We start from the raw sequence: 17014 nt of genomic DNA, 5'->3' as shown, positions 1-17014 counted from the left end.
GACTTCGAGCTTGTCTAACAGTATTTAAAATATTGAATGCATCGATGTTATTCGGCAGAAATATCTTCAAACAAGATCGAAGACAGGTAACGTTCACCACCGTCTGGTAAAATCACCACAATATTTTTACCGGCATTTTCAGAGCGAGCCGCCAATTGGGCTGCTGCTGCCATAGCCGCGCCACTTGAAATACCGACCAGGATACCTTCCTGAGCAGCCGTTTTACGTGCCCACTCGACTGCATCTGCGCTATTAATGGCAATCACTTCATCAACGAGGTCCAAATCCAGATTGCCCGGAATGAAGTTGGCACCGATCCCCTGAATTTTATGTGGTCCAGGTGTAATGTCTTCACCGCGTTTGGCCTGACCAATAATCGCAGACTCAGCGGGTTCCACCGCCACTGAATATAAAGGCTTATTTTTTACCTTTTCAAAGTAGCGTGAAATACCAGTAATGGTTCCACCCGTTCCGACACCTGCGACCAGAATATCGACATTGCCCGCAGTCGCCTCCCAGATTTCTGGGCCCGTGGTTTCTTCATGAATTTTAGGGTTGGCCGGATTTTCAAACTGTTGTGGCAGGTAGTACAGTTCAGGATTTTCATTGACTAGACGTTGTGCTTCTTCAATCGCGCCCTTCATGCCTTTGGCCGGATCAGTCAATATCAGATTGGCACCCAATGCTTTCACTACCTTACGGCGTTCAATACTCATACTTGAAGGCATAGTCAAAGTAATATCATAACCTTTGGCTGCCGCAACAAAAGCCAATGCAATACCGGTATTGCCGCTGGTTGGCTCGACAATATGCATACCGGATTTGAGCTTGCCAGATTTTTCAGCATCATTAATCAACGCGGCACCAATACGACACTTGACTGAGAATGCCGGATTACGGCTTTCAATTTTCGCAAGTACCGTGGCCGGAGCGGAAATCACACGATTAATACGAACAAGCGGTGTATTTCCAATCGCGTCTGCATTATTACTATAAACCGCTATACCTAAATTACTCGGTGTTGGAAAAGCTGAATCTGTACTCATGATGATATCCCTGATGTTATTGGTTCAAGTCACATAAACATCATACAAGCATTTTTTTGCTTTGTAGATGTTTGATGAAACTTGCACTTGATTGCACGAATGTGAACTAAAATACTTTCTGCACTATGCAATAAATTTATCTTATCTATCAATATTTAAAATATAATTTTAATTGATAATTCAATTCATTAAAAACCATAAAACTTAACTGTTTTTAGCAAGGTATTACGGGCTAAGACCCGTATAATTAACGGGCTGTAACTTTATAATGGACATATTGAATGAAAACCGATTTTGAAATCACGACTATGCGCGATTCAGCAGAACAGGTCGTTGGCATTTTAAAATCTCTGGCCAATACCGACCGTCTTCTCATTTTATGTCATCTGTCTCAAGCGGAACTGAATGTTTCAGAAATTGAGGAAATAACTGAGATTAAACAGCCGACACTTTCCCAGCAGCTCATGATGCTGCGTAAAAGCGATGTAGTAGATACCCGACGCGACGGCAAACAGATTTATTATTCAATTAAAGATCAAAATTTGATTGTGGTCTTAAATACCCTTTATCAATTGTATTGTGGCAATCCAGCTAAATAAAGAATCTTTCTTTTTTCAGTCATCAAGATAAGTTTCTTTAAACTCTTATTGAAGTCGTTCTACACCACTAAGATCACGATCATAGAGTTTTTTAAATGATCTACGACTGACCCAGATGTTTCATTTTAAAAATGATTCATCAAGAATCTAGATCAGCTAAGACTTCTTAGCAGAATTTGTGCATAATATATCTATATTTGTGATTTAGACCTTTTTATGCCAAATTCCAAGTCTAAACTTCTGCATAGACTGCCTGCCTGGGCATGGTTAAGCCACTACACGCCGGTCAAATTTAAGTCTGATGTGCTGGCTGCCCTGATTGTGGTAGCGATGCTGGTGCCTCAAGGGATGGCCTATGCCATGCTGGCAGGATTGCCGCCGATCATGGGCTTATACGCCAGCATCCTGCCGATGATCATTTATGCGCTGCTCGGTGGGAGTTCGACTTTATCGATTGGCCCCGTGGCCATCATTTCCATGATGACTTTTGCTACGCTCAATCCACTTTTTGAAGTCGACTCACCGGTCTATATCGAAGCTGCGACCTTATTGGCACTCATGGTCGGCATTATTTCCCTGCTTTTGGGATTATTCCGTTTTGGTTTTCTGATCCAGTTGATCAGTCATCCGGTGATCCAAAGCTTTATTATTGCCTCTGCCTTATTGATTGCTTTTGGGCAATTAAAGTTTTTGGTCGATCTTCCCTTAAAAGCCAATAACATTCCGGAGTTTGCCAGCAGTCTGCTGCAATACTTTCCGTTACTGCACGTACCGAGCCTGATTTTCGGCCTGCTTTCTATGGGTCTGCTGATTTATCTGCCCAAGTTATTAAAATCTCAGGCGGTACAAAGCCGTATCGGTTCTACAGATTTTTTAGTCCGTGCAGTGCCCCTGATTCTGGTGTGTCTCGGCATTGTGGCGATTGTCTTTCTGGATTTAAAGCTTCAGGGCATTAAAACGGTCGGTGCAATCCCATCCGGTTTCCCGCCCTTGTCCTTTCCACACTGGAACCTGGAACTGGTGATGACCTTGTTACCGGGTGCCAGCATGATCGCCATGATCAGTTTTGTGGAATCCTTGTCGATTGCTCAAGCGACAGCCTTACAGCAACGCAGTCATTTAAACAGTAATCAGGAACTGATTGCACTCGGCCTGGCCAATATCAGTGCAGGCGTGAGTTCAGCTTTTCCTGTGACGGGCAGCCTGTCGCGGACGGTGGTGAATGCCGATGCCGGTGCTAAATCACCCATGGCCGGTGTTTTATCCTCGATTCTGATTATTTTTGTGAGCCTATTCTTTACCGGATTTTTTGAAGATTTGCCGCTGACCATTCTGGCCGCGACGATTATTGTTTCCATCTGGAAGCTGGTTAATTTCCAGCCATTTTTTGATGCTTGGCGTTATTCCAAGGCAGATGGTCTTGCCATGTGGATTACCTTTCTCGGCGTGGTCCTGATTGATATTTCCACAGGTTTGATTATTGGGATCGTGTCGACATTTGTGCTGATGCTATGGCGAATCAGCCGACCGCATATTGCGGTCGTCGGTCTGGTCGAAGGAACCCAGCATTTTCGCAATATTCAGCGGCATCAGGTCAGTACCTCCGATCGGGTGCTGTCACTGCGGATTGATGAGAATCTGACGTTTCTGAATGCCAATAGCTTCAAAGGTTATCTGATCAATGAGATCAGCCTGAATGACCAGCTGCAACATGTGATTATTAACTGTTCCAGCATCAGTGCGATTGATCTGAGTGCCTTGGAAATGCTGGAAGATTTAAATGCGGAACTGGCCAAACTGGATATTCGCCTGCATTTTGCCGAAGTTAAAGGTCCGGTCATGGACAAGCTGCAAGCTTCTAAATTGATGACGCATCTGAGCGGGCGCATTTATCTGACCCATTTTCAGGCGATTCAGGACTTGGCGCCAGAGATCTTTGAGCAGCATAAAGATTATACGATTTAAAACAGCAGATACTGGAACTTATGGCCGGAGATTCCAGCTGGTCATAAGTGCAGTTTTTTCTGAATTTTCAAATATAATTTGAATTTATCTATTTAACTTTGATATTTATTTCATGAATACAATTTTAAAAGCGCTGATTTATTCATCATTTTAGGAAGTTTTTCTTCAATATAAGCGCTGTTTTAAAGCAATTAGTTTTAGAATAAATCAACAATATCAATATCTTGGTTTTTATATAAAAATATATTTTAAGCCTTGTTTAAATTAAGTATAAAATAGCGCAACTTTTTCCCAAATTTAGCCCTCGTAATTTTCACAAGGCAACCTTATGTTTTCTGCCCTTATGCGCATGAGCTTAGTCTCTCGAATCATCATCGCCATTATTTTAGGTGTGGGTGTGGCTGTGGTATTTCCCGAAGCTACTCCCTCATTAAGCCTATTGGGCGACCTGTTTATTAAAGCCTTGAAGTCTGTTGCACCGATTCTGGTTTTCATTTTAGTTTTAGCTTCTATCGCGAATTTTAAGGTGGGTCAATCCAACACCCCCATCAAACCGATTATGATCATGTATGCAGTGGGTATGTTCCTTGCTGCACTGAGCGCTGTGGTGTCGAGCATCTTATTTCCAAGTACGCTGTTTCTGGATATCGCTGCACAAGCTGAATTACAGCCACCTGGCAGTCTGGTAGAAATCCTGAAGAATTTACTGCTCAGTTTTGTCGCCAACCCGGTTGTTGCAATTGCTGAAGCAAACTTTATTGGCATTCTGGCCTGGTCAGTGGCATTAGGCATCGCTTTCCGTCATGCATCGGATAGCACCAAAACGCTTTTGAATGATGTAGCCTTTGCAGTGAATTATGTGATTCGTTTAGTGATCAGCTTTGCACCTGTGGGTATTTTTGGTCTGGTTGCGGTGACTTTTGCTGAATCTGGTCTGGATACGCTGACCAGTTACGTACATTTACTTGCTGTGTTGCTCGGAACGATGGTTTTCGTTGCACTGGTAATTAATCCGCTTCTGGTTGCCTTAATGACACGCAACAACCCGTATCCACTGGTATTCACTTGCTTGCGCGAAAGTGGCATTACCGCTTTCTTTACCCGTAGTTCGGCAGCCAATATTCCAGTCAATCTGGACTTGGCAAAACGTCTGGGCGTCAAGGAATCAACTTCAAGTATCGCAATTCCTTTGGGTGCTACGATCAACATGGCAGGTGCTTCTGTGACCATTACTGTATTGTCATTGGCGGCTGTAAATACTTTGGGGATTAGCGTCGATTTCAGCACTATGCTCATTCTTTCTGTGGTGGCAACCGTTTCGGCATGTGGCGCTTCAGGGGTTGCAGGCGGTTCATTGTTACTGATTCCAGTTGCATGTGGCCTGTTTGGGATTTCTTCGGATATTGCCATGCAAGTCGTTGCGATTGGTATGGTCATCAGCGTATTGCAGGATTCTACTGAAACCGCGCTAAATTCATCGACCGATGTTTTATTTACTGCAGCAGTAGACCGCGCATCAAATTGATTTTATATTGATTAATCAATATGTTTAGCCAATGATGTTGTTATGCCATTACAGCGTTTACCTACCTGGGTACAATTAGGGGCGTTTTTTCTTGCGGTCAATGCCGGCATGATTAACGTCCTGGGGCTGGTGACGGTACTGCACCAGTCTGTTTCACATATGACCGGTAATGTCAGCATGCTGGCCATGGCCCTGCTAAACTGGCAACCAGAACAGATGTTGTATCTCTTTTTGGTCACACTCTGCTATGTCATTGGTTCATCCTATAGCGGACTCATTCTTGGAAATAGTCACTTTCGCCTAGGGCAACTTTATGGTTACCCTTTAAGTCTGGTGGCTATTTTTATTTTGATCTGCTGGTTATTGTTGCCCTATTTCCCGCGCTACGCCTTGTTATGGGCCTGTGTTGCCATGGGGGTGCAAAATGCCATGGTCAGCCATTATAAAGGTGCCATCATTCGCACCACGCATTTATCTGGCGTACTGACCGACCTCGGCTTGGCGATGGGCTACCGTTTGCGCGGTTTAGAGGTGGAATCACGACGCGTGGTTCTGCATTTGCTTATTTTGCTCGGTTTTTTAAGCGGTGGCATTCTTGCCAGCTGGCTATATCCTTATTTAAAATTAAATGCATTCCTGATCCCGGCAGTGCTGAGTCTGGTTCTCAGTCTCACGTATTGGGTGATTTATTTACGTTATCGACATCAACACGACTAATATCTGGACATTCTCATGGTTAAAAATGCATTGCAGGCACAATTGTTAAAGGCAGGATTGGTCGATAATAAAAAAGCCAAAAAACTGTCTAAACAGGCTGTGCATGAAAAACGCACCGGTGACGGTACCGAGGCTGAAATCAAGGCCAAGATTGAACAAGACAAACAGCAAAAAATGGCTAAAGATCAGGCGATTGAGCAAGAGAAAAAAGCAGCTTTGCAGGAAAAAGAACTCAAAGCCGCAATCATGCAAATGATTAATCAGCACAAAATCCGTGATACTGACGGCGATGCGGTGTATCAGTTCATTGATGACAGCAAAATCAAAAAAGTTTATTTAAACCAGCAAATCTATAATGCGTTGGTGGCAGGCAGTCTGGTGATTGCACGTGAAAATGACAGCTATGCTTTCTTGCCTAAAGCTCTGGCAGATCGTATCAATGCGAAAATGCAGGGCTTTATCATTGTGAATAATTCAGAGAAAAATGAAGAAACCACTGATGAAGAAGATCCATATGCAGCTTATGTTATTCCTGATGATTTGATGTGGTAAGCATCGCGCTATCATTACTGAAATATTGAAGATCAGAAACCGGCGAATTCGCCGGTTTTTTCATTTTTATGCGCTTTTATTGAATGATTCTGACCAATAGATATGTTTTAAAAAGTTATCCAATATTAAAAAATCTGATCCAAAACTATAAACTTGACCTAAATTTTTGATTAAAGAGAAAGATCGTTTGGAACAGTTTAATTTTATTCGGAATATTCAAGAATGGGCAGATCAGTACCCATGGCTGGAAATGCTATCTTCACTGAGTATTGTGATTTTACTGGCGATTCTTGCCAATCTATTTGCCAAACAGATTGTGGTACGCGGAATACGTCAACTGATTTCCAGAATGCCTTTTGCCAATAATCAGATTTTTGCTGAGCATAGCGTGATTCGCCGGATTGCCAATATTGTTCCGGCAGTCGTGATCATGAACGGGATTACCACGGTACCGCATTTATCTGACAAGGTTGAATCCTTTGTGCAAATGGGTGCACAGGCTTTTATCTTCCTGACGATTGCCCTGGCTCTTGGTGAATTACTGAATATTTTTAACCTGGTTTATCAGCGTAATCCCAAATCACGTAACAAACCGATCAAAGGTTATTTGCAGCTGGTCAAGCTAATTATCTTTATTGTCTGTGGTCTGATGATTCTCGGCACTTTCCTGAAAAAGGATGTCTTTACCTTGCTGGCTGGCTTCGGTGCCATGGCCGCGGTGTTGATGCTGGTCTTTCAAAATACCATTTTGTCGCTGGTGGCGTCAGTTCAGATTTCATCTTATGACATGGTGCGTATTGGCGACTGGATCGAAATGCCCTCGCTGAATGCGGACGGCGATGTCATTGATATGTCATTACATACCATTACGGTACAGAACTTTGATAAAACGGTGACCACCATTCCGACCAATAAACTGGTGACGGATACCTTTAAAAACTGGCGTGGTATGCAGGAAGCCGGTGCACGTCGGATCAAGCGCTCGATTCATATTGATCAAAGCAGCGTACATTTTATGTCGGCTGAAGAACAGAACAAGCTGAAAAATTTTATTCTGCTGGATCAATACCTGAATACCAAATCAGAGGAACTGGAACAATTTAATCTGCAACTGAGTCATCATTCGCAGTATAACCAGCGCCGTCTCACCAATCTGGGAACTTTCCGTGCCTATGTAGAGTTTTATCTGCAACAACATTCGGGCATTAGTAAAAATCATTCCCTGATGGTGCGCCAATTGCAGCCAACCAGTGAGGGTTTACCATTAGAGATTTATGCCTTTACTAATACCACCGCCTGGGTGGAGTATGAAAATATCCAGTCGGATATCATGGATCATCTGCTGGCGATTATTCCGGAATTTGGATTAAAGGTCTATCAAGCGCCTTCAGGTCTTGATTTAAAGGAAGCATTTACTCAACCGTCTTCCATTATTACTTAAACACAAGTCATCCAATCTCAAGCCTGAGATGCTGCTGCATTTCAGGCTTTTTTATTTCATCATCTGTTTAAATCCTGACTGGCATAAATCTGGCTTTAGTTTAATTTTTATAATCTAAGTTTTAATTGAGTGAATCATTTTGTGGCAATTTCACCCAATTACGGGCTTAAAAAAACAGAATCCTTTATAATTCCCGAAAAGCAAAATGCATGATAAGAGTACGATAATGTTTCGATGGCTTGAAAGACTGGTTGACCCCTATCCCACCAAAAATCTGAATCAACCTTTACCGACCAAGTTTTTTCCATTTGTCTGGCAGGCAGCCTATGGAGTCCGCCGTTATTTACTGATTCTGGTGCTGTGTACCGCCGGTGCTGCCAGCTTCGAAGCCTTACTGTATTCAAAAATTGGTGAGCTGGTGAACTGGCTCAGTAAAAGCCAGCCCGATACTTTTCTGGAGCAACATGCCAGTAATTTAACCTTACTGAGTATTGTTCTGCTGGCCAATATTTTCTTCGCCAGCGCACAATCACTGATTAAGCATCAAATTCTGTATAGCAACTTTCCCATGCGTTTACGCTGGCGCTTTCATAATCTGCTGATGAAACAAAGCCTGGATTTTTTCCACAACGATTTTGCCGGACGATTATCGGCCAAAGTCATGCAAACCGCTCTGGCAGTACGCGAATTCTGGGTGATTCTGGGTGACATGCTGGCTTATGTGCTGATTTATTTCATCACCATCAATATTGTTTTGGGTGCAATTTCACCCTTGCTGATCATTCCATTGATGGTCTGGCTAGCCTTGTTTATCTGTGCAGCGTGTTATTTCATTCCGCGTTTGAGCAAAATTTCCAATGCCCAGGCGGATGCTCGTGCCGTCATGACCGGGCGTATTACGGATGCCTATACCAATATTCAGACCGTCAAGCTATTTGCTCATGCCGGTCGTGAAAGCCAGTATGCCAAGACCTCTATGCAGGAATTTATGGTAACGGTATATAAACAGATGCGTCTGGGTGCCCAATACGAAATCAGTATTTTACTGCTGAGTGTAGTGTTATATGGTGGCGTACTGGGTACCGCGATCTGGCTGTGGATGGAAGGTCAGGCCGAGCTGGGCATTATTGCTGCAACCACGGCAATGGTACTGAAACTGAACAGTATTGCCGAATTTATGATGTGGCAGACCTCTGCCCTGTTTGAAAATGTCGGTACCATTCAGGATGGTATGAAAACTTTAGGCCGAAAAATTGCCATTGAAGATAAACCGGGTGCCAAAGAGCTACAGCTCAATCATGGTGAAATCAAATTCGAAAATGTCAGCTTTGCCTATAATGATAAAAACGTGATTGATCAGTTTAATCTGACCATTCGCCCAGGCGAAAAGATTGGTATTGTCGGCCGTTCAGGTGCCGGGAAATCTACCTTGATTCAACTGTTGCTGCATTTTTATCATATCAATCAGGGTCGTATCTTAATCGATGGTCAGGATATTGATGAGGTCACTCAGGACAGTTTGCGCAAGAACATTGCATTAGTGACTCAAGATACCTCGCTGCTACATCGCACGGTCGCGGAAAACATTAAATATGGTCGTCCGGATGCGACTGATGAAGAGATGTTTGAAGCTGTGCGTAAAGCCAAAGCGGAAGAGTTTATTCCCAATCTGACGGATTTGCGTGGCAAAAAAGGCTATGAAGCCTATGTCGGTGAACGTGGCGTGAAACTTTCCGGCGGACAGCGTCAGCGAATTGCAATTGCACGTGTATTCCTGAAAGATGCGCCGATTCTGATTCTGGATGAAGCGACCAGTGCGCTGGATTCTGAAGTCGAAGCCGCCATTCAGAACAGTCTGGACGACTTAATGCAAGGTAAAACCGTGATTGCCATTGCGCATCGCCTGTCGACCATTGCCCAGATGGATCGTCTGATTGTGCTGGATCAAGGTCGAATCGCCGAGCAAGGCACGCATGATGAACTGGTGGCATTAAATGGCATCTATGCCCAACTTTGGCAGCGTCAAACTGGTGGCATGCTGATTCAGCAACAGGTCAAAGCATCAAAAGATCATGAATAATATGATCTCTAGAAGATTTCAAAACTTCTAATGATTTGCTCGTCCTTAATATTGAACAGGTCTGGAAAAAGGAAAACTTTGCCCAGACCTTTCTTTGTAAAATTTTCTCTACAGATGAACAGCAAGTTGCCATCTATCTGGTATCTTATGAAATGACATCTCTCTCTAGTTCTGAAAGCTCTCTGAAGAAGTCCTGTTCAATGATTAATAAAACTAGACCAATCGTCCTGTCCTGAGCAAACAGATGCTGGGATGCGACTTATTCAATAAAATAATTTTAATTTCATCAATAAAATTATGTGGTTTAAATTGATTTTAATGCTGAATTCAGGCTAATCTGCCAGTGGCAGAATCACAATCGCCAAAATTTTGTCCAACAATTTTAATGAAAAATTTGGTGGCTTCATGCCAATATCTATTTATAAATAAAAAAATTTGAATGAGTGCAACGGATCGCGCATGAAAACAATTGCTCCACGCCAAGACCAAGGAATTCCAGGTGTTTACGGTCTCCTGCTTCTCGATGTCATTTCCCGCTGGGGTTATAATAATGAGTCGCTTTTCCAACCTTTTGGCCTGACTAGTGAACAGTTGGCAGATCCTGATTTTCGTATTCCAACCCCTGTCGCCAACGAACTGGTGAAATATGCCCTGAAACTGACCGGCGAACCGACCTTGGGCTATCATCTCGGCACACAGATGCGGATCTCGATTCATGGCTTTATTGGCTATGCGATTATGACGGCGAATAATATTACCGATGCGCTGGTCTTGGCGAATCGATTTATTCAACTTCGCTTACCCTTCCTGCAACTATTTTTCTCGACCTTTGGTGCCAAAGCCACGGTACAGCTGCAAACCGATATTCAGCTTGAACCTCTGCGCACCGAAATTTCCATTGCCTTGATGATTGGACTGATCAGTATGGCCAAGGCCATTACAGGTGTTACTGATGCGACAGGAGAAATCGACTTCGATTTTAAGAAGCCGGAAGATTTTGAACGCTTTATGGCGAAGTTCCCCACCCATCAGTTCCGTTTTGAACAACCGCATTTAATTCTGAGCTTTGATAAAAGCTACCTGATGAACAAGCTGGTGCATGCCGATCCGATTGCCAGCCAGATTGCGATTAACCAGTGTGAAACGGAACTTTCTGCCTTGGGTGAACGGCATCGGATTGCCATGCGTGTCCGGGATATATTGACCCATGCTGAGCAACACTATCTCAGTATTGAAAGTGTGGCGGATCGCTTGCACATGTCTGACCGCACCTTAAAACGTCAACTCGCCGCCGAAGGCACCTCCTTTTCTACCCTGGTCGATGAAGTGCGTTACCGGCATGCCACTTCGTTATTATCCCGGACAGATTTCACTCTGGAACAGATTGCCGATGAACTGGGTTATAGTGATGTCGCAAATTTTAGCAGGGCATTTAAACGCTGGAGTGGTCGCAGCCCGAGCAACTGGCGCAAAGATCCTTATTTATAAGGAAGTATAAGCCTTTTGTTTTGCTTAAAAAGAATGTATAAAACATGTCAAAAATGATCTTAAGATTTTTAAGGAGTTATCAATGAATCATCCTGCAGAATTAAAGTACGCAAGTACACATGAATGGGTGCGCATTGAGGGTGATCTTGTTGTGACCGGTATTTCCGACCATGCACAGGATGCGTTAGGCGATTTAGTCTATGTAGAAGCACCAGATCTTGATTCACATATTACTGCGGGCGAACAAGCTGGCGTGGTTGAATCAGTAAAAACAGCTTCCGATATTCATGCACCAGTGTCTGGTGTAGTGGTTGAAATCAATCCTGATCTTGAAGATGATCCAGATTTCATTAATGATGACCCATATGGCAAAGGCTGGATCTATAAAATCAAGCCAGACAATATGGCAGATGTCGAAAAGCTGCTTTCCAATACAGAATATGAAGCTGGCCTCTAAGCCATTTTAACTTTAAAAAATCAGCCTCCGGGCTGATTTTTTTATTAAAGATCAAGCGTTGCATTTCCTAGTTCAAATTAAATTTCATGCATTTATCATGAAATATCATTGTATTTTTCACTTATTTTTCTTAAAGTCTTGCTCATATCTCCTTCGCTCCTAGATAGCTCGCGCTTATTTATAACAATAATTTCCCATGCTGAGCCCAGCGTCTTACAGCATATCATTTTAGGAAAATCATGAACGCCATTGCAGCGCCACTATGGACCAAGTCATTTGTGCTTTGTTTGGCCAACAACCTATTTTTATTTATTTTCTATTTTGCACAAACCACAATTTTGCCAATATACATCTTAAAAGAATTAGGCGGCAACCTGACTCAGGCAGGTCTGGCCATGACCTTGTTTATGGTCTCTGCCATTGCAGTGCAACCTTTTAGCGGTTTAATTATCGAAAAATTCGGGGTACGTAGAACCCTGATTATTTCAGAAGTGTTTTTTAGCCTGTTTTCACTTACTTATCTGCTGGCAGATCAGCTCACGATTCTGTTTATCATCCGTTTCTTCCATGGCATCTGGTTCAGTATATTGACTACAGTTTGCGTGCCTGTGGTGAACCAATTTATTCCGGAGCAGCGTAAAGGTGAAGGCATGGGCTATTTTGTCATGTCGGTTAATCTGGGGATTGTCTTAGGTCTGTTAATAGGTCTAAGCCTGATGGAATACTGGTCTTATTTTCAGGTCAGTATGCTATTGATCGTCTTGGTTTTTATCGGATTTGCCTTCTGTTTTTTGATTCCGGTCAAAGAGCCTGAAAAAATCATCGAAAATACCAACAACAAAACATCGCTTGAGCTGAATGATTTTGTGGAAAAGAAAGTGCTGCCTGTCGCGGTACTGGCTATGCTAATTTCATTTTCTTATGCCAGCATTATGTCCTTTATCGCGCCATTTGCAGCCAGCAAGGATTTAATGGCTTATGCGGGTTTATTCTTTGTGGTTTTCGCCATTTCCATGATGAGCCTACGGCCGATCACCGGAAAAATTTATGATCGTAAAGGTCCGCAGTATGTGATTTATCCGGCCTTGGTGGCTTTTAGTTTGGGTTTATTTTTACTTAGCCAGATTCAGACCTTATGGGGATTCATGCTGGCTGCAGTCATGGTTGGCGTGGGCTTTGGCAGTGTGCAACCGTGTATTCAAACCTTGGCGATTCAACGTGCGCCCAAGCATCGAATTGGCTATGCAACCTCAACTTTTTATACTTTTTATGATCTGGGGATTGCCATCGGTTCACTGCTGATTGGTGCCATCATTACAGCTTACAGTTATCAGTTTGCTTTTATGCTATGCGGTATTTTAACCTTAAGCAGTATTATTTATTTTAAGCTGGTGGTGCAACGTAAAACCGTCTAGTTTTATGGATTGAATAATAAATAAGATAAATAAAAACAGGCAGAAAATTCTGCCTGTGATTTTTTGAGTAAATGTTTATTCTGACACCGAAGTATTCTCTGCTTCTTTCTCATCCGCTTTTGGATCTTGCATCATGGTGAATTGGGTTGCTTCACTAGCTGGTGCAGTACTGTCCTGACGATTGCTTTTCAGCTTGATCTGCAGGCGTAACTCATTGGTAGAATCAGCATTACGCAAAGCTTCTTCATAGGAAATGGCACCTTGGTTATACAGGTCAAATAAGGCTTGGTCAAAAGTCTGCATGCCCAGTTCACGGGATTTAGCCATAATGGCTTTCAGCTCATGAAACTCACCTTTTAGGATCAGGTCGGAAATCAATGGCGTATTCAGCATGATTTCAATCGCTGCCCGACGGCCTTTACCATCTTGAGTACGAATTAGACGCTGTGAAATGATCGCCTTCATATTAGATGACAAATCCATTAATAACTGGTTCCGGCGTTCTTCCGGGAAAAAGTTGATAATTCGGTCTAAAGTCTGGTTGGCATTATTAGAATGCAGCGTTCCCAAACACAGATGTCCAGTTTCAGCAAAAGCAATCGCGTGTTCCATGGTTTCAGTATCGCGGATTTCCCCAATCAGAATCACATCTGGCGCCTGACGCAAAGTATTTTTCAGCGCATTGTGCCAGGAATGGCAGTCCACTCCGACTTCACGATGAGTAATCATGGATTTTTTATGCTTGTGCACATATTCAACCGGGTCTTCAACGGTAATGATATGCCCGGCCGAATTTTCATTACGGTAGTCAATCATCGCTGCGAGTGAAGTTGATTTACCCGAACCGGTTCCTCCGACCACCAGCACCAGTCCGCGTTTTTCCATAATCACATGTTTCAGCGATTCCGGTAATTTCAGCTTCTGGAAATTTGGAATTTCTGCAGTAATGGTACGAATTACCATACCGACATTAAGTTGTTGCTGGAACACATTGACCCGGAAACGGGAGACGCCAGGTACAGTAATGGCAAAGTTACATTCAAGTTCAGTTTCAAATTCTTTACGCTGTTTATCATTCATCAGGCTGTAGGCAAACAGCTTGGTTTTTTCAGCCGTGAGTTCCTGCTGTCCAAAAGGTTTCATTAAGCCTTGATGTTTGATGCTCGGTGGAAAATCAGCCGTAATAAATAAATCTGAGCCACCATATTCCACCACTTTGGTCAGCATGTGATGCATGAATTTTTTTGCTTCGTCCAACAGTTCTGCCGTGAACATTTTCTTTCCCCCGGAAATGCACAACTGCACAAATCTTGATCTTAGATTTATGCCAATATATTTTGATTTCATTGTGCAGCGTTTTATAAATATGCTCAAATATATTTGATTTATAAAGAAAATATTTTCCAATATTTGTGTGATGTGCTTCAATAAAAATTAAATTAAGTAGAAGTATTCAAGCTTTTTAAAGCAACTCTGCCAAAAAAATAGGATTGTAATTTTAAAGGTTGAATTCTGTTAGACGATTCATTATTTGTCATTTGCGACATATAGAATGTTATTTTTCTTTCTTTATGATTACCAACTCCCCTATTTTTTATGTACCAATTTCGGTTCTATTAGATGTAATAATGAATTATGAAAAATAGGATAATGTTTATGAAAATTGAACAAAATCGTGGAACTTTGCTCAAATAACAGGCGTGAAACTTGGTAAATTATTAAAAAAGCCCGATTCAGCTAAGTTAGGCTTTTTATTTGACTATAAAAATATGATTTATATAAAATAAAATAGAGAATTTCGTATAACGTGTATTATGTTAATTTTAGGAAAACTTAAACGAAATCACCAAAAACTATGAAAAAAAAATCAGCTTTTTTTATATTATTTAGATGTTACAGCACCATTTTATTATTTTTATCTTGTACCCACTGTAATCGCATTAGTCATAGTCAGTTTTGATTTCTCATTTCAGGGCTTATTTCCGACCACAATTGACTCTTCGATTTCAAGCCAACATAAGTTTCTAAATGACTATTTTGCAATATGTAATTTTTTCGTGATTGGGCTTATTGTTATTAATTATTTAAGACACCCACTACCAGCCAAATATGTAAGACAAATACGTCAGCATTATGCAACATTAAATAAGAACCAGCAATCTATCAATGGCTGGCTTGGCATTGTATTTTTCTGTTTTACTTTAGGCCTAATGAACCTGACTTGGTTTATTATTAATGATGAGCCTCTCCCACCATATAAAGAATGGCGCAAAGGCGATACTCTTACCTACTTAAACAGTTTCGCACATCCTTATATTTCTGCTATTGCTTTTAGTTTGCAATATGCCCTCATGGTATTCTTTAAGTTGACAAAAGTAACTAATCATGCGAAAAGGTTTTTTTTAGTTAACAGATGTTCACACATGCCTCGAATTGTTTCTGTACCACTTAGTTTAGAACAGCGAGAACGACTCATTTTTCTGGCTAAGCATGCAAAACATTGGCGTGAAAGACAACGTGCCCAAACTATTCTCTGGCTTTCCGAAGGTAAAAGTGTTGCGGAAGTTGCCACTCTACAAGAACGTATCCCAGAAACGATAAGGCTACAACGCCGACGTTGGGAATTGTATGAGTTTGAATCGATTAAAGAAGGTCATCGCTCAGGTCGGCCCAATACATTGATCTCAGACTATCAGGCGAAAATCCTAGATTGGGTCAATACAAGTCCACTCAATGCAGAACAAATCCGAGTCAAACTACATGAAGAATACGAAGTGTCCGTGTCTGTTGAAACCATTCGTAAGTTTTTACGTGATTCAGGTATGGTCTTCAAGCGTACCCGTCATAGCTTGAAAAAAAAGAGATCCGATTGCATTTGAACAAGCAACACAGCAGATTGAAGAATTACGAGAGCAAGCGGCACGTGGTGAAATTATATTAGGTTATGTTGATGAAACAGGGTTTTCATCTACACCTGATAACCGCTATGTGTGGACAAAGATAGGTGATGTTCATGCGGTTGATGCAATAAGATTAAAACGAGTTAATGTCATGGGGTGTTTGCTTTCAACGGGGAAACTAGTGACAAGTTGTTTACAAGAGTCAGTTACAAGCACTTGGTTTTATGCCTATTTAACTGGAATAGCTCAACGAGTTAAACAGACGTATAACCTTCCATTGGTTCTTATTGTTGATAATGCCTCGATTCATAAAAGTAAAAAGATGGCTGATTACAGAGAGCTACTTAAAACTAAATTTTCGACGAATCTGTATTTTATTCCAGCTTATAGCCCTGAGTTAAATCGAATCGAGATGGTATGGAAGCAGATGAAATATTATTGGCGAGATTTTCAAGTCATGACAGCTGACACAATAGAGCAATGGGTGGAGAAAGTATCAAACCAATTCGGAAAAGAATACATGTTTACTTTTTAATGACAACTTACATTAATATTTATGAACATATTTGATAATCGTAAATATAGACAAAATTAATATGCTTAGTGCCATTTAACATAATGGCGATTATACGAAAGGCCCTTGTTAGAACCCATTTAAAGTGTCTATATTCTCACCAATAAAAATGTCTGGTTTATGATGGTTTTTATCACCATGGACTGGATATAAAATATGGATGCTGATCACTATGTCTGATAAAGAAATTCAACGTCTTGCAGTTCTGCAAGACGTTAGAGATCATCGTATTACCCAGGTCCGTGCTGCTAAAAT

General features: G+C 41.7%; 14 protein-coding genes. 12 read left to right on the top strand and 2 right to left on the bottom strand.

The annotated features are described in order from the left end of the window. Positions 1–47 precede the first annotated feature (47 nt). A complete protein-coding gene (gene cysK / locus F894_RS04210; RefSeq protein ID WP_004280409.1) occupies positions 48–1046 on the bottom strand; it encodes a cysteine synthase A in 999 nt (332 codons plus the stop codon). Positions 1047–1327: 281 nt separating this feature from the next. Between cysK and F894_RS04205 the strand changes: the two genes are divergently transcribed. The 10 genes from F894_RS04205 (at position 1328) to F894_RS04160 (ending at position 13285) form a co-directional block, all read left to right on the top strand. After that, entirely contained in the window at positions 1328–1645 is a 318-nt protein-coding gene (locus F894_RS04205; protein WP_004280410.1) for an ArsR/SmtB family transcription factor, read from the top strand. A gap of 216 nt (positions 1646–1861) precedes the next feature. Then, positions 1862–3610: a SulP family inorganic anion transporter gene (locus F894_RS04200; RefSeq protein ID WP_005246190.1), complete on the top strand. Its 1749-nt coding sequence runs from the start codon at positions 1862–1864 to the stop codon at positions 3608–3610. Between the two features lie 328 nt (positions 3611–3938). Beyond that, complete coding sequence (gene sstT / locus F894_RS04195; protein WP_005246188.1) at positions 3939–5135, top strand: serine/threonine transporter SstT; 1197 nt, start codon at positions 3939–3941, stop codon at positions 5133–5135. 42 nt (positions 5136–5177) lie between these two features. Further along, entirely contained in the window at positions 5178–5852 is a 675-nt protein-coding gene (locus F894_RS04190; protein WP_004647063.1) for a YoaK family protein, read from the top strand. 15 nt (positions 5853–5867) lie between these two features. Further along, on the top strand, positions 5868–6404 hold the full coding sequence (locus F894_RS04185) for a DUF2058 domain-containing protein (RefSeq protein ID WP_004731139.1): 537 nt from the start codon (positions 5868–5870) through the stop codon (positions 6402–6404). Positions 6405–6591: 187 nt separating this feature from the next. After that, on the top strand, positions 6592–7845 hold the full coding sequence (locus F894_RS04180) for a mechanosensitive ion channel family protein (protein WP_034436448.1): 1254 nt from the start codon (positions 6592–6594) through the stop codon (positions 7843–7845). Between the two features lie 226 nt (positions 7846–8071). After that, positions 8072–9925 (top strand): ABC transporter ATP-binding protein, encoded by a 1854-nt coding sequence (locus tag F894_RS04175; RefSeq protein WP_005246184.1) that lies wholly within the window; start codon positions 8072–8074, stop codon positions 9923–9925. A gap of 459 nt (positions 9926–10384) precedes the next feature. Beyond that, positions 10385–11413 carry an AraC family transcriptional regulator gene (locus tag F894_RS04170; protein ID WP_005246182.1) on the top strand — a complete coding sequence of 343 codons (1029 nt, stop codon included), beginning with the start codon at positions 10385–10387 and terminating at the stop codon, positions 11411–11413. An 82-nt stretch (positions 11414–11495) separates the two neighbouring features. After that, positions 11496–11870, top strand: coding sequence for a glycine cleavage system protein GcvH (gene gcvH, locus F894_RS04165; RefSeq protein WP_004280423.1), 375 nt, complete (start codon positions 11496–11498; stop codon positions 11868–11870). A gap of 239 nt (positions 11871–12109) precedes the next feature. Then, positions 12110–13285: an MFS transporter gene (locus tag F894_RS04160; protein WP_005246181.1), complete on the top strand. Its 1176-nt coding sequence runs from the start codon at positions 12110–12112 to the stop codon at positions 13283–13285. Between the two features lie 75 nt (positions 13286–13360). Here the strand turns inward: F894_RS04160 and F894_RS04155 are convergent, their stop codons facing one another. Further along, positions 13361–14560, bottom strand: coding sequence for a PilT/PilU family type 4a pilus ATPase (locus F894_RS04155; protein WP_005246179.1), 1200 nt, complete (start codon positions 14558–14560; stop codon positions 13361–13363). Positions 14561–15708: 1148 nt separating this feature from the next. Between F894_RS04155 and F894_RS04145 the strand changes: the two genes are divergently transcribed. Together F894_RS04145 and F894_RS04140 are read left to right on the top strand one after the other, a co-directional pair. Further along, complete coding sequence (locus tag F894_RS04145; RefSeq protein ID WP_004973749.1) at positions 15709–16164, top strand: helix-turn-helix domain-containing protein; 456 nt, start codon at positions 15709–15711, stop codon at positions 16162–16164. Next, positions 16154–16720 (top strand): IS630 family transposase, encoded by a 567-nt coding sequence (locus F894_RS04140; protein WP_155756638.1) that lies wholly within the window; start codon positions 16154–16156, stop codon positions 16718–16720. Before F894_RS04145 ends, F894_RS04140 begins: the two co-directional genes overlap by 11 nt. Positions 16721–17014 lie beyond the last annotated feature (294 nt).

Source organism: Acinetobacter sp. CIP 51.11, from assembly GCF_000369665.1.
GTDB classification, from domain to species: Bacteria; Pseudomonadota; Gammaproteobacteria; order Pseudomonadales; family Moraxellaceae; genus Acinetobacter; species Acinetobacter lwoffii_S.
Note: the sequence above shows the minus strand (reverse complement) of the source record. Positions and strands in the feature narration are given on the sequence as shown.